17 protein-coding genes are annotated in these 18,666 nt (G+C 68.5%); 11 read left to right on the top strand and 6 right to left on the bottom strand.

Annotated elements, in window-relative coordinates:
• Positions 1-11: 11 nt before the first annotated feature.
• The 4 genes from nuoL to EV643_RS31955 all read left to right on the top strand — a co-directional run bounded on the left by nuoL (position 12) and on the right by EV643_RS31955 (position 6,014).
• Entirely contained in the window at positions 12-1,883 is a 1,872-nt protein-coding gene (nuoL, locus tag EV643_RS31970) for an NADH-quinone oxidoreductase subunit L (protein ID WP_133803913.1), read from the top strand.
• A complete protein-coding gene (locus EV643_RS31965) occupies positions 1,880-3,403 on the top strand; it encodes an NADH-quinone oxidoreductase subunit M (protein WP_133803912.1) in 1,524 nt (507 codons plus the stop codon). Before nuoL ends, EV643_RS31965 begins: the two co-directional genes overlap by 4 nt.
• A 65-nt stretch (positions 3,404-3,468) precedes the next feature.
• Positions 3,469-4,995, top strand: coding sequence for an NADH-quinone oxidoreductase subunit NuoN (nuoN, locus tag EV643_RS31960; protein WP_370452411.1), 1,527 nt, complete (start codon positions 3,469-3,471; stop codon positions 4,993-4,995).
• Positions 4,992-6,014 (top strand): polyprenyl synthetase family protein, encoded by a 1,023-nt coding sequence (locus EV643_RS31955; RefSeq protein WP_133803910.1) that lies wholly within the window; start codon positions 4,992-4,994, stop codon positions 6,012-6,014. Before nuoN ends, EV643_RS31955 begins: the two co-directional genes overlap by 4 nt.
• Positions 6,015-6,145: 131 nt before the next feature.
• Here EV643_RS31955 and EV643_RS31950 read toward each other — a convergent pair whose 3' ends face one another.
• Together EV643_RS31950 and rarD are read right to left on the bottom strand one after the other, a co-directional pair.
• Complete coding sequence (locus tag EV643_RS31950; protein WP_133803909.1) at positions 6,146-8,212, bottom strand: PhoX family protein; 2,067 nt, start codon at positions 8,210-8,212, stop codon at positions 6,146-6,148.
• Between the two features lie 135 nt (positions 8,213-8,347).
• Positions 8,348-9,256 carry an EamA family transporter RarD gene (gene rarD, locus EV643_RS31945; protein ID WP_133803908.1) on the bottom strand — a complete coding sequence of 303 codons (909 nt, stop codon included), beginning with the start codon at positions 9,254-9,256 and terminating at the stop codon, positions 8,348-8,350.
• Positions 9,257-9,361: 105 nt separating this feature from the next.
• On the opposite strand from rarD, the gene EV643_RS31940 reads away from it, so the two are divergent.
• Complete coding sequence (locus EV643_RS31940; RefSeq protein ID WP_133803907.1) at positions 9,362-10,114, top strand: sugar phosphate isomerase/epimerase family protein; 753 nt, start codon at positions 9,362-9,364, stop codon at positions 10,112-10,114.
• On the opposite strand, the gene EV643_RS31935 is transcribed toward EV643_RS31940, so the two are convergent.
• Both EV643_RS31935 and EV643_RS31930 read right to left on the bottom strand, forming a co-directional pair.
• Positions 10,115-11,563: a hypothetical protein gene (locus EV643_RS31935; RefSeq protein WP_133803906.1), complete on the bottom strand. Its 1,449-nt coding sequence runs from the start codon at positions 11,561-11,563 to the stop codon at positions 10,115-10,117.
• A complete protein-coding gene (locus tag EV643_RS31930) occupies positions 11,560-12,069 on the bottom strand; it encodes a SigE family RNA polymerase sigma factor (RefSeq protein ID WP_238165938.1) in 510 nt (169 codons plus the stop codon). The genes EV643_RS31935 and EV643_RS31930 overlap by 4 nt, the downstream gene beginning before the upstream one ends.
• A gap of 110 nt (positions 12,070-12,179) precedes the next feature.
• Here EV643_RS31930 and EV643_RS31925 point away from each other — a divergent pair, with 110 nt between their 5' ends.
• Both EV643_RS31925 and EV643_RS31920 read left to right on the top strand, forming a co-directional pair.
• Positions 12,180-12,737, top strand: a complete 558-nt coding sequence (locus EV643_RS31925) for a nucleotidyltransferase family protein (protein ID WP_133803904.1) — start codon at positions 12,180-12,182, stop codon at positions 12,735-12,737.
• 132 nt (positions 12,738-12,869) lie between these two features.
• On the top strand, positions 12,870-13,637 hold the full coding sequence (locus tag EV643_RS31920) for a D-Ala-D-Ala carboxypeptidase family metallohydrolase (RefSeq protein WP_133803903.1): 768 nt from the start codon (positions 12,870-12,872) through the stop codon (positions 13,635-13,637).
• A 13-nt stretch (positions 13,638-13,650) separates the two neighbouring features.
• Here the strand turns inward: EV643_RS31920 and EV643_RS31915 are convergent, their stop codons facing one another.
• A complete protein-coding gene (locus EV643_RS31915; RefSeq protein ID WP_133803902.1) occupies positions 13,651-14,307 on the bottom strand; it encodes an HAD family hydrolase in 657 nt (218 codons plus the stop codon).
• Complete coding sequence (locus EV643_RS31910; protein WP_133803901.1) at positions 14,304-15,455, bottom strand: alpha-hydroxy-acid oxidizing protein; 1,152 nt, start codon at positions 15,453-15,455, stop codon at positions 14,304-14,306. Before EV643_RS31910 ends, EV643_RS31915 begins: the two co-directional genes overlap by 4 nt.
• Before the next feature lie 91 nt (positions 15,456-15,546).
• On the opposite strand from EV643_RS31910, the gene EV643_RS31905 reads away from it, so the two are divergent.
• Genes EV643_RS31905 through EV643_RS31890 form a run of 4 tightly spaced genes read left to right on the top strand, consistent with a single transcriptional unit; the run spans position 15,547 to position 18,655 of the window.
• Positions 15,547-16,740: an MFS transporter gene (locus tag EV643_RS31905; RefSeq protein WP_238165937.1), complete on the top strand. Its 1,194-nt coding sequence runs from the start codon at positions 15,547-15,549 to the stop codon at positions 16,738-16,740.
• An 8-nt stretch (positions 16,741-16,748) separates the two neighbouring features.
• Complete coding sequence (locus EV643_RS31900) at positions 16,749-17,996, top strand: DUF445 domain-containing protein (protein ID WP_133803899.1); 1,248 nt, start codon at positions 16,749-16,751, stop codon at positions 17,994-17,996.
• 30 nt (positions 17,997-18,026) lie between these two features.
• The gene (locus tag EV643_RS31895; protein ID WP_133803898.1) at positions 18,027-18,278 is read left to right on the top strand and encodes a type II toxin-antitoxin system Phd/YefM family antitoxin; all 252 of its coding nucleotides are present in this window, start codon (positions 18,027-18,029) and stop codon (positions 18,276-18,278) included.
• Positions 18,275-18,655 (top strand): PIN domain-containing protein, encoded by a 381-nt coding sequence (locus tag EV643_RS31890; protein ID WP_133803897.1) that lies wholly within the window; start codon positions 18,275-18,277, stop codon positions 18,653-18,655. The genes EV643_RS31895 and EV643_RS31890 overlap by 4 nt, the downstream gene beginning before the upstream one ends.
• The last annotated feature ends 11 nt before the right edge of the window (positions 18,656-18,666 follow it).

Raw genomic sequence — 18,666 nt, 5'->3', positions numbered from 1 at the left:
GGTAATCACCGATGAGTCATGAGCTGACGTGGCTGCTGGTCGCCATTCCGGCGGTGTCCGCGGCGATCCTGCTGCTGGGTGGCAAGGCCACCGACGCGTGGGGTCACCTGCTCGGGACCGCGGCGCCGCTGGCCTCGTTCGTCTGCGGTGTCGTGCTGTTCTTCCAGATGCAGGGCCTGCACGCCGAAGAGCGGTCCGAGACGGTCCACCTGTTCGAGTGGTTCTCGGTCGGCAGTATCAAGGTGGACGTGTCCCTGCTGGCCGACCAGCTGTCCATCCTGTTCGTGCTGCTGATCACCGGGGTCGGTTCGCTGATCCACATCTACTCGATCGGCTACATGGCGCACGATCCGCGCCGGCGCCGTTTCTTCGGCTACCTGAACCTGTTCGTCGCCTCCATGCTGCTGCTGGTGCTGGCGGCGGACTACCTGGTGGTCTTCGTCGGCTGGGAGGGCGTCGGTCTGGCGTCGTACCTGCTGATCGGATTCTGGCAGCACAAGAACTCGGCCGCGGTCGCCGCGAAGAAGGCGTTCGTGGTGAACCGGGTCGGTGACATCGGCCTCTCGCTCGCGGTGATGAGCATGTGGGCGCTGTTCGGCTCGTCGGCCTTCACCACCGTGAACGCCGGGGCCGAAGGGCTGTCGGAGACCTGGGGCACGCTGCTCGGCCTGATGCTCTTGCTGGCGGCCTGCGGCAAGTCGGCCCAGGTGCCGCTGCAGTCCTGGTTGCTGGACGCGATGGAGGGCCCGACCCCGGTGTCGGCCCTGATCCACGCCGCGACCATGGTCACCGCCGGTGTCTATCTGGTGGTCCGGTCGCACGCGATCTACGAGGTGTCCGAGGCCGCGTCGACCGCGGTGGTGATCGTCGGTACGGTGACCGCGCTGGCCGGTGCGATCATCGGTTGCGCCAAGGACGACATCAAGAAGGCGCTGGCCGGTTCGACGATGAGCCAGATCGGCTACATGATGCTGGCCGCGGGGCTCGGCCCGGCGGGGTACGCGTTCGCGATCTTCCACCTGCTCACCCACGGCTTCTTCAAGGCCAACATGTTCCTCGGCGCCGGCTCGGTGATGCACGGCATGAACGACGACGTGAACATGCGGCACTACGGCGGCCTGGCGAAGTACATGAAGGTCACCTTCGCCACTTTCGCGTTCGGCTACCTGGCCATCCTCGGCATCCCGCCGTTCTCGGGCTTCTTCAGCAAGGACAAGATCATCGAGGCCGCGTTCGCGGACAACACGGTGATCGGGTTGTGCGCGCTGCTCGGCGCCGGCATCACCGCGTTCTACATGACCCGGCTGATGCTGATGACGTTCTTCGGTGAGAAGCGGTGGAAGCAGGACGTCCACCCGCACGAGTCGCCGGCCGTGATGACCGGTCCGCTGGTCGTGCTGGCGGCGCTCTCGCTCGGTGGCGGCGCGCTGTACTTCGCCGGCCACTGGATCGTCGACTGGCTGGAGCCGGTGGTCGGTCACGAGGAGCACCACCCGCCGGTCAGCGCGCTGGTGATGACGCTGATCACTCTCGCGGTGGTTGCCGTCGGCATCGTCATCGCGGTGCTCCGGTACCGCCGGGACATCCCGAGCGAGGCGCCCGCGCGGGTCTCGCCGGCCACCACCTTCGCCCGCCGTGACCTGTACGGCGACGCGCTGAACGAGGCGGTCTTCATGCGCCCGGGTCAGTACAGCACCCGGACGCTGGTCTGGCTCGACAACCGGGGTGTGGACGGTCTGGTGAACGGGCTGGCCGCACTCTTCGGCGGACTGTCCGGCCGGCTCCGCCGGTTCCAGACGGGGTTCGTCCGGTCCTACGCACTCAGCATGGTCTTCGGCGCCGCATTCGTGGTCGTCGCCCTCCTCGCGGTGAGGTTGTCGTGAACATCGGTTGGCTGACCTATCTCCTCCTCCTGCCGTTCGTGGGAGCCATCGCGACGATGGCCGTCCCGAAGGCGAAGGGGCTGCTGGCGAAGCAGGTCTCGCTGGTCTTCTCGCTGCTCACGCTGGCGCTGACCATCGTGATCGCGATCGGCTACCACCAGAACGGGGCAGCCGACTACGCGGAGACGCACACCTGGATCGAGGCCTTCGGCGCGCACTTCGCGCTCGGCCTGGACGGGGTCGGGATCGTGCTGGTGGTGCTCACCGCGCTGCTCACCCCGATCGTGCTGCTCGCCTCCTGGAACGACGCCCAGCAGGGCCGCTGGAGCGAGAAGTCCTTCTTCGCCTGGATCCTCGGCCTGGAGGCGCTGTCGCTCGGCGTGTTCGCCGCCACCGACGTGTTCCTGTTCTACGTGCTGTTCGAGGCCACGCTGATCCCGATGTACTTCCTGATCGGCGGCTTCGGCGGGGCCCAGCGCTCGTACGCCGCGGTGAAGTTCCTGCTCTACTCGCTGCTCGGCGGACTGCTGATGCTGGCCTCGGTGGTCGGCCTGTACGTCCTCTCGGCCCGCGCCGGCGACCCGTCGTACCTGCTCACCGACCTGATCCAGCTGGACATCAGCCAGAACACCGAGCGCTGGCTGTTCCTCGGCTTCTTCTTCGCGTTCGCGGTGAAGGCGCCGATGGTGCCGTTCCACACCTGGCTGCCGGACGCCGCCGCCGAGGCGACGCCGGGTACGTCGGTGCTGCTGGTCGGCGTCCTGGACAAGATCGGCACCTTCGGGATGATCCGGTTCTGCCTGGGCCTGTTCCCGAACGCGTCCGAGTGGGCCACCCCGGTGGTGCTCGTACTCGCGCTGATCAGCGTCCTGTACGGCGCGCTACTGGCGATCGGGCAGACCGACATCAAGCGGCTGATCGCCTACACGTCGATCTCGCACTTCGGGTTCATCGTGATGGGCATCTTCGCGCTGACCTCGCAGGGTATGACCGGGTCGACGCTCTACATGTTCAACCACGGTCTCTCCACCGCCGCGCTGTTCCTGGTCGCGGGGTACCTGATCTCGCGGCGCGGTTCGGCGCGGATCGCGGACTACGGCGGCGTCGAGAAGGTGGCACCGGTGCTGGCCGGGACGTTCCTGTTCGCGGGTCTGTCCAGCCTGTCGCTGCCCGGGTTGTCGCCGTTCATCAGCGAGTTCATGGTGCTGGCCGGGACGTTCAGCAAGCACAGGGTGATCGCCGTGATCGCGGTCGTCGGTATCGTGCTGGCGGCGCTCTACATCCTGCTCATGTACCAACGCCTGATGACCGGGCCGGTCCGGGACGGGGTCGAGAAGCTCAAGGACCTGAACTTCCGCGAGGTGTTCGCGATCGCACCGCTGCTGGTACTGATCGTCGGCCTCGGCGTCTACCCGAAGCCGGTGGTCGACATCATCAAGCCCGCGGTCGAGTCGACGATGCAGCGCGTCGGAGTCACCGACCCGGCCCCGGAGATCCCCGTGACGGAGGGACAGAAGTGAGTGCAGTGCTGACGGCTTTGCCGGTGGCGGACTTCACCGCGCCGAAGCTCGAGTACACCGAGCTGATGCCGTTGCTCGTAGTCTTCGGGGCGGCCTGTGTCGGCGTCCTGGTGGAGGCGTTCCTGCCGCGGTACCTCCGGCACCTGGTCCAGGTCGCGCTGGCGATCGTCGGGTTGGCGGCGGCCGGCGTACTGACCGTGCTGCTGATGGCCGACAAGAAGGAACTGATCGCCGCCCAGGGCGCGATCTCGGTGGACGGCCCGGCGCTGTTCACCTGGATCACGTTGCTCGCGCTGACGCTGATCAGTGTGCTGCTGTTCGCGGAGCGCTCGGTCGACGGTGGGCTGTCCGCGTTCGCGGGCCAGGCGGCCGCCGTACCGGGGTCCGAGGCCGAGCGGGAGGGTACCGCGGCCAAGGTCGAGCACACCGAGATCTTCCCGCTGACGCTGTTCGCCGTCGGCGGCATGATGCTGTTCGCCTCAGCCAACGACCTGCTGCTGATGTTCGTCGCGCTCGAGGTCTTCTCGCTGCCGCTGTACCTGCTCTGCGGGCTGGCCCGGCGTCGCCGGCTGATCTCGCAGGAAGCCGCGATGAAGTACTTCCTGCTCGGCGCCTTCGCCTCGGCCTTCCTGCTGTTCGGGATCGCGATGCTGTACGGGTACGCCGGCACCATGTCGCTCGGCGGGATCGCCGACGCGCTGGCCACCCAGACCGGCGGCGACACGATCCTGCTCGCCGGTACCGGCATGATCGGGGTCGGCCTGCTGTTCAAGGTCGGCGCGGTGCCGTTCCACTCCTGGACGCCGGACGTGTACCAGGGTGCGCCGACGCCGGTCACCGGGTTCATGGCCGCGTGCACCAAGATCGCCGCGTTCGTCGGGCTGATGCGGGTCTTCTACGTCGCGCTCGGCGGCAGCCGGTGGGACTGGGCGCCGATGATGTGGGTGGTCGCCATCCTGACCATGGTGGTCGGCTCGATCGTCGCGATCACCCAGACCGACGTGAAGCGGATGCTCGCGTACTCGTCGATCGCGCACGCGGGCTTCCTGCTGACCGCGTTCGTCGGGCTCGCACAGGCCGGGAGCGGTGTGCTCAACGGGATCACCTCGACCCAGGCGGTGCTGTTCTACCTGGTCACCTACGGTTTCCCGACCATCGGCGCCTTCGCCGTCGTCACGCTGGTGCGGGACGCGGGCGGCGAGGCCACCCACCTGTCCCGGTGGGCCGGGCTGGGCAAGAAGTCGCCGCTGCTGGCCGGTGTCTTCGCCTTCTTCCTGCTGTCCTTCGCCGGCATCCCGCTGACCGCGGGTTTCACCGGCAAGTGGGCCGTGTTCACCGCCGCGTGGACCGGTGGGGCCTGGCCGCTGGTCGTGGTCGCCGTACTGTGCAGCCTGGTCGCCGCGTTCTTCTACGTCCGGGTGATCGTGCTGATGTTCTTCTCCGACCTGCCGGCTGATGCGCCGGACGTGGCGCTGCCGGGCTGGCAGACCACGGCCGCCGTCGCCCTGGGTCTCGCCGCCACCGTCGTCTTCGGCCTGGTTCCCGGCCCGATGCTCGACCTGGCGGCCCGAGCGGGTGAGTTCATCCGTTGAGCCCGACTCCGTTGCCGGCTGAGAGCCTGGGATTCGCGATCGCCGACGAGGCGCTCGAGTCCCGGGTCCGGGCCGGCCTGGAACGGGTCGAGCAGGCGCTGCGGGACTCCACCCAGTCCGAGGCGCCGTTCGTCACCCAGGCCGCCCAGCACGTCATGGTTGCCGGCGGCAAGCGGTTCCGCCCGCTGCTGGTATTGCTGGCGGCGGAGTTCGGGCCGCGTCCCGACGCCGATGAGGTGATCGAGTCGGCCGTCGTGGTCGAGCTGACCCACGTCGCGACGCTGCACCACGACGACGTGATGGACGAGGCCGCGCTCCGGCGGGGTGCTTCCACCGCGAACGCGGCCTGGGACAACTCGGTGGCGATCCTGGCGGGGGACTGGTTGTTCGCCCGCGCATCCGACCTGGTCGCCGGGCTCGGACCGGAAGCGGTCCGGATCCAGGCCCGTACCTTCGGCCGGCTGGTCGAGGGGCAGATCCGGGAGACACTCGGGGTCGGCGATGGCCAGGACCCGCTCGCGCACTACCTGTCGGTGGTCGCGGACAAGACCGGCTCACTGATCGCCACATCCGCCTTGTTCGGTGCGCGCTTCGCGGGTGCCTCGGAGGAGGTGCAGGAGGCGCTGCGGGCCTTCGGCGAGGAGATCGGCGCCGCCTTCCAGTTGGCCGACGACATCCTCGACGTCACCTCCGAATCGGTCCAGTCCGGCAAGACGCCCGGTACCGACCTGCGCGAGGGGGTGCCGACGCTGCCGGTGCTCATCTTCCGCGCCTCGGCCGATCCGTCGAAGCCCGGGGACGCCCGGCTGCTGGAGCTGCTGGACTCCGACCTCACCGACGACGCCCGGCTGGCCGAAACCCTGGGGTTGCTCCGGGCCCACCCGTCCCTCCAGCAGGCCGAGGACGACGTCCGCCGCCGGGCCGCCGACGCCCGCAAACTCCTCTCCGGCCTCCCCGAAGGCATCCCCCGCACCGCCCTCGAATCCCTCTGCGACCTGGTCGTCACCCGCTCCGTCTGAGGTTCTCCGTACGCCGGGGACCTTCAATTCTCGGGACCTTGAACAAGAACCGGGGACCGCGGACAAGGTAATTCCCTGTCCGAGGTCCCCACTTCTTGTTCATGGTCACCCGAAGAGCTGTCCGCACTACGTCAGCTGCCGACGCGGCCGCCGTCCTTGCGCCAGACGCAGGCGATGGCCGGGCGGGGGAACTTGTGCGTGTGCGGCCAGGTCGAGGTGGGCTTCTCGAAGGTCGCGTCGTCGGTCTCGCCGGGGTGCTGAACGGCGACGAAGGCGGTCTTGTCGTCATCGCTGATCAGCGGACCGCAGGCCTCGGCGGCGAACGGCACGGACAGGAACTGCTTGACCTGGCCGCGCTTCGGGCCCGCCACCGGGACGGTGAAGATGCCGTCGTTGGAGCCGAGCACGTTGCCGTCGGTGGAGATCCACAGGTTGCCGGAGCCGTCGAAGGCGACGTTGTCCGGGCAGGAGATCGGGCTCACCTTGGTCTTGTCGAACCCACCGAAGTACGTCTCCTGCGCGGCCGGGTCGCCGCAGACCAGGAACAGGTTCCAGTTGAACCCGGTCTTGGCGGCGTCGTCACCCTCCTCGCTTAGCTCGAGGACGTACCCGTTGCGGTTGCCGGACTGCTCCACCAGCGGGGCGCCCAGGCTCGGGCGGGTGTGCGACTTCGCCAGCGGGTTGGCCTCGTCCACCGGGAAGGTGCCGCCCCGGTTGGAGTTGTTCGTCAGCGCGGCGTAGACCTTGCCGTTCACCGGGTTCCGCTCGATGTCCTCGGGCCGGTCCATCCGGGTCGGGCTGACCTTGTCGGCCGCGATCCGGGTGTTGATCAGGACCTCGGCGACGCTCATCCCGGCGACGAACGACTCCGTGTCCGAGGTCAGCGGGATCCACTGGCCGGTGCCGTCGTAGAGGCCGTCGCCGCTGCCGTCGCCGGTGAACTTGGCGACGTACAGGGTGCCGTGGTCGAGCAGGCCGAAGTTCGCCTTGCGGTCGTCCTCGTCGTACTTGCCGGTCGAGACGAACTTGTAGATGTACTCGCCGCGCTCGTCGTCACCGGTGTACGCCGCGATCCGGCCGTCGGCGGTGATCGTGATGGTGGCGCCCTCGTGCTTGAGCCGGCCGAGCATGCTGCGCTTCTTCGGCGTCGACTTCGGGTCGTACGGGTCGACCTCGACGATCCAGCCGAACTTGTACGCCTCGGTCGGGGTCTTGGTCAGGTCGAAGCGCGGGTCGACCGTGCTCCAGCCCTTCTGCGTGGTCTTGGTGGTCGGCACGCCGTACCGCTTGAGGGAGGTGACGTGCTCGGCCGCGACGGTGTCGGAGACGTCGAAGTAGCCCTGGAAGTTCTCCTCGCCGGACAGGATCGTGCCCCACGGCGTGACGCCGCCGGCGCAGTTGCCGAACGTGCCGGAGACCTTCGTGCCGACCCGGGGATCCGCCGCGGCCGGGCCGGTGACCTCGAACTCGGTGTGCACGGTGATCCGGCGGTTGTACTTCGGCAGGGACTTGTCCCGGCGCCACTGGCCGCTGCGGCCGACCCGCTCGATGCCGACGACGGACATGCCGTGCGCGGCCATCGCGATCTTCTTGGTGGTGGCGTCGTCGTACTTGCCGGTCGGGAACATCAGGTACTCGTCGGTGTACTCCTGGTTGCAGACGAGCAGCGACTTCTTGTCGTCCCGCAGCGGCACGATCATCGTGTAGTCGTTGTTGTAGCCGAACTGCTTGGCCTGCGCCTCGGGCGTCTGCGCGTTGACGTCGAACTTCGGCGCGCCCGGCACGACCGGGTCTCCCCAGCCGATGATCACGGCCTGCTCGTAACCCTTCGGGACGACGATGTCGTCCTTGCGGTTCGGCGGCACCACGCTGTGGCTGAGTTCGCCGCGCGGACCGGGGAAACCGGGGAACGATCCGTTGCCCTTGTCACCGTTCGAGGCGACGAGCATGTCGGCCGCGGCCGGGGCGTTCACCGCGAGCGTGGTGACACCGGCTGCCGCGACCCCGGCGGCGCCGAGCTTCAGCATGCCGCGCCGCGAGAACGCGGACCGCATGACGGTCTGGATGTGCTCGTTACCCGACGGGTTCGGGTCGGCGTGGTCGCACTGGTTCGCGCACTTCATCTCACAAGTGCGAAGGGATCGGGATCCGTGACGGGTGCCGATCTGGCTGATCAGCGGCAGCAGCTTGGGGCTCACGCGGGTGACTCCGGTTCTCAGAAGTTCAGTTCAGCAGACGCCGCGAGGCTAGGGAGCCCAAACGGGAACCGGGTGAAGGTCAGGTGAACGTCAAAAGGCTTAGGTTGCCCTAAGTAGCCGGATGCGTCCAGCCGATCACACAGCGGATGCGGCGACTTCCAGCGACACCGTACGCCGCCGCCGGTTCATCCCGTCCCAGCTGAAGATCGCCAGCGCCAGCCAGACCAGCCCGAACCCGGCCCACCGCATCGGCGACATGTCCTCGTGGAACACCAGGACGCCGGTCGCGAACTGCATGATCGGCGCGATGTAGTTCAGCAGCCCGAGCGTGGTCATCGAGATCCTGGTCGCGGCAGCACCGAAGAGCAGCAGCGGGACCGCGGTGATCGGCCCGGTCAGCAGCACCAGCACCAGATAGCCGGAACCCTCGTGAGTCACGGTCGACTGACCCTGCACAGCCAGTACGGCGATGGCCGCGAGCGCGAGTGGAGCCGCGGTGGCCGACTCGATCGCCATCCCCTCGATCGCCCCGGCACCGGCCTTCTTCTTCGCCAGTCCGTAGAACCCGAACGAGAAGGTCAGCACGATCGCCACCCACGGCGGCCGGCCGTTCTCGATGGTCAGCCCGGCCACCGCGACGAAGGCGATCGCCAGCGCGGTCCACTGAGCCGCGTTGAGCCGCTCCTTCAGGACGAAGACGCCCAGCAGCACGGTGAACAGCGGGGTGATGAAGTAGCCGAGCGAGGTCTCGACGACGCGGCTGTTGTTCACGCCCCAGATGTAGGTGCCCCAGTTGACCGAGATCAGCAGTGCCGCCGCGACGAGCGGCCACCTGCGCCGTGGATCTCTGAGCAGCGCGCGGACCCGGCCGAGGCGCCGGAGTCCGAGGGTCAGCAGGGCGATCGTGACCAGCGACCAGATGATCCGGTGGGCCAGCAGTTCGACCGCACTGGACTGGTCCAGCAGCTTCCAGTAGAGCGGGAAGAGTCCCCAGATCAGGTACGCGGCGAACCCGTAGAAGAACCCTCTCCGCAGCTCTGGCACGCCTCGCAGTCTAGGTCCTGCGTCATAAGCGTCAAACCACTTTGCTCATTACGTGAGATGCGCTGGAGTGATGCGGTTGGATAGAGGTGACACAAGGAGGCACGCGTGGGTGTGAGGACCGGTCTGGTCTCGGTGACGTTCCGTCAGCTGGCGGTCGAGGAGGTCGTCGAGGTGGCCGCGCAGGCGGGGCTCTCGGCGATCGAGTGGGGTGGTGACATCCACGTGCCGCTGGGCGATCTGCCGGCCGCCCGGAAGGCACGCGCCCTCTGCGAGGATCACGGGCTCGCGGTCGCGGCGTACGGGTCCTATCTGCGGGCCGGCAGCGTCGACCGGGAGGAGATCCGTACCGCGGTGACCACGGCGGCTGAGCTGGGTGCCCCGAGGATCCGCGTCTGGGCCGGGAACGTGGGGACCGCCGACGCCGGCGTGGGCGACCGGATGGCGGTGACCCGGGGGCTGGCCGAGCTCGCCGATGTCGCGGCCGGAGCCGGGATCGAGATCGCGATGGAGTTCCACCGCGGCACCCTGACCGACGAGGTCGACTCCACCATCACGCTGCTGCTCGATGTCGGCGCGCCCAACCTCACGACGTACTGGCAACCGCCCGTCGACCTGGATGACAGGACCTGTCTGGAACAGCTGGAGGCGCTGATGCCCTGGCTGAGCACCGTGCACGTCTTCTCCTGGTGGCCGTCCAACAACCGGCTCCCGTTGTCCGGCCGGGAGTCGCTGTGGCGCCCGGTGCTCGACCGACTGGCGGCCGAGCCCCGGGAGATCAACGCGCTGCTCGAGTTCGTCGCCGACGACTCGATCACCCAGCTCGCGACCGACGCCGCCAACCTGCACTCCTGGGTCTGATCACTCCACCGGCACGTAGACGGCGATCACCAGGATGCCCTTGGTGGGCTTGCCACTGGTGATGCGGGTGGTGGCGGTGGCGGAAGGCCCGGCCGGTTGCGGATAGGTGCCGACACCGAAGCTGCCGTCGGAGCTGGCACTGTCGGCCGACATCGAGCCTTCCTCGGAGTTGGTCCGGACGGTCGCCTGGATGAGCGTGTCTCCGCCGCCCAGTGGAGTGCTGCCGGCCAGGATCAAGTAGGGGCGGTTGTCCGGAGTCTTGACGGAGACCTCGCCGCTGGTCGCAGCAGCGGACTTCACCTGATCGAGCTTGTACGTGTAGCCGTCCACTTCGGTCAGCTCAGGCAGCCTGACGCTCTTGCCGTCGGACGGATTCGTCACGGCGCGCTGTGGGCCCTGGAAGTAGACGCCCAGGCCCAGCCGTACGCCGGGGACGGTCACCGGCCGGCCGGACTCGTTGTCGATCAGCGTCGCGACCACCTCCACGGTCTGGCCGGCAGGCGGCGGGTCATTGAGGGTGTAGCTACTCTCCCCACCCGCATCGGTCGAACCGCCGTAGCAGTGGCCATTGGCGCGTTCGATCCCGTTGAACTGCACCCGCAGACCGTACTTCGGGTCGTGGACGTCGCCCTTGTTCGCCGTACAGAAGTCGCGCAGGCTCACCGGTGCGCCGGTGGCGGTGAACCGCAGCCGGAGAGTGGACTCACCGGGATCGCCGACGGCCGCGGTGGCCAGCGTGTCACCGCCGACCTTGGCGCGGTAGCGGACTCCGTTCTTGACGTAGTCGTCCGGGCTCTGGGGTGCTTCCCGAGACGGGGCAGTGGTCGGGTCGGTCTGGCCGGACGACGTGTAGATGCCGAGCGCCAGTTGGCTGTTCGAGTCGCCAACCGCTCGGGTCGTGGGGTCGACGATTGTGATCGTGACCTTGGCCGGTCGGCGGAGCGGGACATCCAGCCAGAGCGAATCATCGGGTGACAGCGTGGTCGGCTGGTCGGGCAGAGCGTCTTCGCACCCCATCTCCAGGACGACGACGCCGTTGATCGCGGCCTGGATGTTCTTCGGGGTGCTCGCGGTCGAGCGGCAGAACGAGCGGAGTGCGATCTGCTTCGACGACGGGACCCAGGTGAACTCGAGCCGGTCCTCGCCGGGCTTGCCGATCCATGCCTTGTCCAGGCGGTCGCCGTTCACGACGCCTGGGATGGTGATGCCGTCCTTGGTGTAGTCCGCCGGCGGTGGGTCCGACGGCTCGGGGGTCGAGCTGGTCAGGCTGGGGACGACGATGCCGAGCGCGACGGCCACCAGGGCCGCGGTACTGGCCAGTGCGGTCGCGACGCGGCGTTGTTTGGTCCGGCGGATCTTGCGGTGGACGCCGTCGAGGACGTTGCCGGTGTTGTCGTCGGCGTCGGCGGCCCGGGAGTTGAGCTCGTCGCGGAGGTCGGTGAGGTTCATCGGGAGGCCTCCTCGGCCGGGAGGTCGGCGAGTAGCGCGGGATCGAGGCGGAGTTTGGCGAACGCCTTCGAGGTCTGGCTCTTGACGGTGCCGGTGCTGCAGCCCAGGATTCTGGCGGTCTCGGCCTCGCTCAGGTCCTCGTAGTACCGGAGGACGACGACGGCGCGTTGCTTCCGGGGCAGACGTTGCAGGGCGCGCCACAGATCGGTGCGGTCCGGCGCGGCGTCGGTCTGGTCGGGACCGGTGGGTTCGGGGAGCTCCTCGGTCGGCTGCTCGCCGTTCCAGCGGCGGCGCCACCAGGTCGCGTAGGTGTTGACCATGATCCTGCGGACGTACGGCTCGGGGTCGCCGCCCTCGATCCGGGACCAGGAGAACCACGCCTTGGCGAGCGCGGTCTGGACCAGGTCCTCGGCCAGCGCGTGATCCTGGGTCAGCAGGTAGGCGGTCCGCGTCAATCTGCGGGATCGCGCCAGCACGAAGGCATCGAAGCTCTCCACAGCCGTCACAGCTCGCCCCGTTCTGCCGGCCCGCACGGTAAGTGCTTGGTCATCGATGGTCACATCATGGCTGACTACCTGGCCGCGGCCTGAGGTTGCCTGGGTGGAGACTTGGGGTCATGGAACCGGTCGGAGTGTTGCTTGCAGCGGGGGCGGGGACCCGGATGGGGATGCCCAAGGCGCTGGTCCGGGACGAGGACGGGGTGCCTTGGGTCGTGCGGACCGTCCGGGTGATGCGGGAGGGCGGGTGCGGCCGAGTCGCCGTGGTGGTGGGGGCGTCGGCCGACGAGGTCGTCGGGCTGCTGGATGGCGAGGATGTGACCGTGGTGCCTGCGACCGACTGGAGCGACGGGATGTCGGCCTCGCTGCGGGCAGGGTTGGCGTGGGTCGCGGGGACGGACGCGGAGACTGCGCTGGTGCATCTGGTCGATATGCCCGATGTGGGGAGCGACGTCGTACGGCGGGTCGTCGCGGCCGCGGGACCGGGTGAATCGGCGCTCGCGCGGGCCGGGTACTACGGGCGGGCGGGGCATCCGGTGATGATGGGCCGGGCGCATTGGACGAACGCAGCGGCCGCCGCTGTCGGTGATCGAGGCGCGGGATCCTATCTGAAGAGGGCCGGGTGCCCGCTGATTCCCTGCGACGATCTTGCTGCTGGCCATGATCAGGACAGTTGACTGGTTGGCCGGGTGTTCAGCGGGGTTTCGGGGAAAAGTTTCTGTTGAGGGCTGGTCAAAGGGTAGATATTGGCGCAATCCTGGCCGGTGACAGCGCGAACCGCCCCCCACCGCGTCCCCGGAGGTCCTCCGATGTCCTTCCGTACCGCATTCTCCAAACCACTACCCCGGATCCTGGCCGTGCTCGCCTTGTTCGCGGCCGTCCTGGGTACCACCGTGACCACCCAGGTCGTCACCGCGACCAAGGCCCACGCCGACGGCTGCTACACCTGGGGCCGGACGCTCAGCCAAGGCACCAGCGGCGAAGACGTCCGCCAGCTGCAGATCCGCGTCGCCGGCTATCCCGGGTACGGCGCACACCTGGCGACCGACGGCGCCTTCGGGCCCGCCACCAAGGCCGCGGTGACCCGGTTCCAGCAGGCGTACGGCCTGGCCGCGGACGGGATCGCCGGCTCGGCCACGTTCAGCAAGATCTACTCACTGCAGGACGACGACTGCACCCCGATCCACTTCACCTACTCCGAGCTCGACGACGGGTGCGGCGGCTCCGGCTGGGACGGCGGCCCGCTGTCCGCGGCCGCGACGAAGGCCAACGCGCTGCAGACCATGTGGCAGCTGGAGGCGATGCGGCACGCGATGGGCGATGCGCCGCTCAACATCACCAGCGGCTTCCGCAGCATTGCGTGTAACAACTCGGTCGGCGGTGCGAGCAACAGTCAGCACCTGTACGGCCGGGCGGCCGACCTGGTCGGCTCACACTCGCTCTGCCGGCTCGCCCAGCAAGCCCGTAACCACGGCTTCGGCGGCATCTTGGGTCCCGGCTACCCGGGCCACAACGACCACACCCACCTCGACATCCGCACCAGCAACTTCTGGGATGCACCCAACTGCGGGATCTGATCCGGTTCCTGGCTCAGCTGGTACGACGAACCAGCTGAGCCAGCCCGATCCCCGCCGTACGGTCGAGGTGTTCCGCGGTCAAACCGGCGGCCCGCGCACCGAGGACGTCCAGCTCGAAGTTGTCGCCGATCATCAACGTGTCGGCCGGTTCGACGCCTAACGCCTCGCAGGTCAGGTTGTACGCCTCGGCCGCGGGCTTGCTGACGCCGAGTCCCTCCGAGGTCGACACCACGTCCACCAGGTCGGCCAGCCCGATCGCGGCCAGCTTCGCGTTCTGCTGCGCCGTACTCCCGTTGGTCAGCACCCCGATCCGCCAACCGTTGCCCCGGGCAACCTCCAGTGCGGGCCGGGCATCGGGGAAGGCCGCCCACCGCAGCCGGTAGTGCTCGAGGTACCCGGCGAACACCTCGTCCAGCTCCGCATCGGTCGACGGCACCGGTACGCCGAGCAGCGGCAGGAATTCGAGCAACCGCCCCCGGCGCTGCCCTTGATGCGTCAGCCGGCCGGCGAGCCAGCCGTCGAAGTTCACTCGCTCGATCTCGAACCATCGGTCGATCAGGTCTTCGGTGAAGGTCGCCCCCACCGTCGGAACCCAGGAACGGACCGCGTTTGCCGCCGACGTGGTGTGGTCGAATAGCGTGTCGTCCAGATCGAAGAGGACAGCCTTCACGCGCGGACCAGGGAGTCCCGGTTGAGCTCGCGGTGGTTCGCGTAGCCGGACAGGGCAAGGGTGAGATCGAACTCGGCGAGCAGGCAGCGCAGTACGTGATCGACGCCGGCCTGACCCGCGAGGGCGAGCCCGTACATGAGCGGTCGCCCGACGAGAACAGCCTTAGCACCAAGCGCGAGCGCTTTCGCGACGTCGGCGCCGGTGCGGATCCCGGAGTCGAAGAGCACGGTCAGTTGCTCGCCGACCGCCTCCGCGATCGCGGGCAGCGCGTCGAGAGAAGCGATCGCGCCGTCCACCTGACGGCCGCCGTGGTTCGACACGACCAGGCCGTCGACACCTTGTTCGGCGGCCAGTTTGGCGTCCTCGATCGAGGTGATCCCCTTGAGCACGATCGGCCCGGTCCAGTTGTCCCGCAGGAAGGACAGTTCGTCCCAGCTCAGTCCGACGTTCGGGAACATCTGCGCCCAGTGCATCACCGCGGCGGCCGGGTCCTCGGCGACCGGTTTGGCCAGCTTCGCCTGGAACGCGGGGTCGCTGAAGTAGTTCGCCAGCCCCTCACCCTTCAGGAACGGCAGGAACCCGCGATCCAGGTCCGCCGGACGCCACCCGATCGTGCCGGTGTCCAGGGTGACCACGAGAACGGAGTACCCGTTGTCCTTGGCCCGTTGCAGGAAGCTGAGGCAGACGTCCTTGTCGGTCGGCCAGTACAGCTGGTACCACTTACTGTCCGCCTCGATCTGCTCGAACGCGTGACTGGCCTGCGTCGAGTGCGTGTACGTCAACCCGAGCGCACTCGCGGCCCTTGCGGTGGCCAGCTCGCCGTCCGGATGAGCAAGCGTCTGTACGCCGACCGGTGCGATCACGATCGGCGCCGGCATCTTCGTCCCGAGCACCGTGCAGGACAGGTCCCGATCGGTCGAGCCGCGCAGCATCCGCGGGACCAGCCGCCATCGCTCGAACGCGGCCAGATTCGCCCGAGCGGTGGCCCCCGTGCCCGCGCTCGGCGCGATGTAACCCATCGCCTCTGCCGACAGGTTCGCCGCCGCCTGTGACTCCAGCCGGGACAGGTCGGTGGTGATCTCCGGCCGGGTGTCCTGGAACATCCCCTGCAGGTAGATCCCGAGTTGGTGATCACCGAAATTGGCCATGCCGGATGCTTTCACGCACCCGCCCCCACCTCAACGCCCCGCACCGTCGGCGGCAGGGTGCCTGATGGGACAATCATGTGTGACTACTTCGGTGACTCCTGACACTCGGGTCTCTTCCCGGCACGTCGGGATGGCGTTGCTGGCGCTGGCGACGGGTGGGTTCGCGATCGGGACGACCGAGTTCGTGACGATGGGGCTGCTGCCGCAGATCGCCGACGGGGTGCACATCTCCATCCCGGCCGCGGGGCACATCGTCGCGGCGTACGCGATCGGCGTGGTTGCCGGCGCGCCGGTGATCGCCGCGTTGGGGGCGCGGACCGGGCGGAAGCGGCTGCTGCTCGGGTTGATGGCCGTGTTCGTGCTCGGCAACGTGTTGTCGGCCGTTGCCACCAGCTACGAACTCCTGATGGCGGCCCGTTTCCTGACCGGGCTCCCGCACGGCGCGTTCTTCGGGATCAGCGCGGTGGTCGGCGCCTCGCTGGTGCCGGTGAACCGGCGGGCGTGGGCAGTCTCGATGATCATGGTCGGCCTGCCGATCGCCAACATCATCGGCGTCCCGGCGACCACCCTGATCGGGCAGCAGCTCGGCTGGCAGTTGCCGTTCCTGCTGGTCGGCGGACTCGGTCTGCTCACCTTGGTCGCCGTGTACTTCTGGGTCGCGCCGCAACCGGTCGGCAGCGACGTCAACGTCCGCAGCGAACTGAGCGCCCTGGCCCGCCCGCAGGTGTGGATGGCGTTGCTCGTCGGCATGGTCGGCTTCGGCGGCATGTTCGCGACCTACTCATACATCACGCCGACCATGACCGAGCTGGCCGGCTTCACGCCGGCCGCGGTGACGATCGTGCTGGCCGTGTACGGCGTGGGCATGACCGGCGGCACCCTGGTCGGCGGTCGGCTCGCTGACCGCGCGCTGATGCCCAGCCTGTACGGCGGGTTGGTGGCGGTGACCGTGGTTCTTGGCACGTTCGGCTGGCTCGCGCAGAGCAAGCCGGGCGCGTTGGTCGGCGTGTTCGCGATGGGGTTCTCGGCAAGCATCCTGATCCCCGCGTTGCAGACCCGGCTGATGGACGTCGCGCACGAAGGCCAGTCGCTCGCGGCATCGCTCAACCACTCGACGCTCAACGTGGCGAACGCACTGGGCGCGTGGCTCGGCAGCGTCGTACTGGCGGCCGGGTACGGCTACGAGTGGCCGAGCCGGGTCGGGGCGGCGCTGGCGGTGGCCGGGTTGGTGCTCGCGCTGGTCTCGGGGCTGATGGATCGGCGGTCTAACCGGGTAGTTGGTTGAATCTAGATATGGCGACGCTGACGTTGAGTGAGCCGGACCTGATCCGGCGCCGGGGGCTCCGGCAGATGCGGGGAGTGGCGGTGTCGCTGCTGCTGCTCGCGGCTGCCATCTACCTGGTCACGCTGCACCAGGATGGTGGCTGGGGCTATGTGAACGCGGCGGCGGAGGCGGCGATGGTCGGTGCGCTGGCCGACTGGTTCGCGGTGACCGCGCTGTTCCGGCATCCGCTCGGGCTGCCGATCCCGCACACCGCGATCGTGCCGACCCGCAAGGACAGTCTGGCCGAGAGCCTGGAGCAGTTCGTCACCGAGAACTTCCTGTCCGAGGCGGTGGTCGCGGAGAAGATGCGGACCGCCGAGGTGAGCCGCCGGGCCGGCGAATGGCTTGCCGCGGGCAACCATGCCGAACGGATCGTCGCCGAAGGGGCCCGGACGATCGGCGCGGCGCTGCCGAAGCTCGGGGATGCCGACGTGACCGCGTTCGTCCAGGGGTCGTTGCTGCCGCGGTTCGAGAAGGAGCCGCTCAGCCCGATCGCCGGGCACTTCCTGGAGTCGGTGGTCGACGACGGCGCCCATCACGCGCTGTTCGAACTGCTGATGGTGGAGGCGTACGACTGGCTGCACGACAACCGGGAGACGCTCACCGAGGTGGTCGGGCCGCGCGCGCCGCGCTGGTCGCCGCGCTGGGTCGACTCGCTGGTGATCGACCGGATCCACCGCGAGGCGCTGGCCTGGCTGGCCGACGTCCGCGACAACCACGATCACGCGGCCCGCAAGGCGGTCGACCGGCTGCTCCGTCAGCTCGCCGACGACCTCCAGCGCGACCCGGAGATGATGGAGCGGTTCGAGACCTTCAAGCGCCGGATGCTCACTCACCCCGACATGGGCACCAGCCTGACCGCCGTCTGGGACGCCGTCCGCACCGCGCTGATCGACGCCATCGCCGATCCCGGCAGCACGCTCCAGACCCGCGCCACCCAGGCCATCAAGGACCTGGGTAAACGCCTCCAGACCGACGACACCCTCCGCGCCAAGGTCGACGTCCGCGCCACCGAGGCCGTCAGCTACGTCATCCGCACCTACGGCCGCGAAATCGTCTCCATCATCTCCGACACCATCGAACGCTGGGACGGCCGCGAAGCCTCCGCCCGAATCGAACTCCACGTAGGCCGAGACCTACAGTTCATCCGAATCAACGGCACCGTAGTAGGCGCCCTGGTAGGCCTCCTGATCCACACCTTCAGCGAGCTGCTGTGATGATGTAGCACATGTGCTACCTTGGTCGGTATGGATGCACTGGGACTGCGGGAGTTGCGGCAACACGCGAGTGACCTGGTGCGCCGGGCCGAAGCCGGCGAGCACCTGGTGATCACCGTGTCCGGCCGTCCGGCCGCCGTGCTCGGACCACCGGAGCGCGACCATTGGCGGCACTACGAAGATGTCGCTGACGTCCTTCGCCGCCGCACCGACGACGAGTGGGAGACCGATCGCGAGCTGATCGATCAGGATCTGGTCGATCCCTGGGAGCCGCGGCAGTGAAGGCGCTGCTCGACACCAGCGTCCTCATCGAGGGCCTTGACGATCCCATCGAGGCTGAGTTGGCGATCAGCACGGTCAGTCTGGCCGAGCTGCATTTCGGTGTGCTGGTCGCCAAGTCGCCGGAGATCCGCGCGGCCCGGCTGCGTCGCCTGGCCGGCATCGAGCGCGCCTTCGAAGCGTTGCCGGTCACGGACGCGGTGGCTCGCACCTACGGCTCTCTCGCTGCGACGGTCGCGGCGGCTGGGCGGCAGCCGCGGGCCCGGGCGTTCGCCCTGCTGATCGCAGCCACGGCCGCCACCCACGAAGCCGCCCTCTACACCCGCAACCCGAAGGGCTTCCAGTCCCTCCACGACCTTGTGGAAGTCATCGCCGTCTGACCCTCGTTGGT

It is taken from the genome of Kribbella caucasensis, assembly GCF_004361855.1.
Taxonomy (GTDB): domain Bacteria; phylum Actinomycetota; class Actinomycetes; order Propionibacteriales; family Kribbellaceae; genus Kribbella; species Kribbella caucasensis.
The sequence above is the reverse complement of the archived record's forward strand: the minus strand, read 5'-3'. Positions and strand labels throughout refer to the sequence as shown.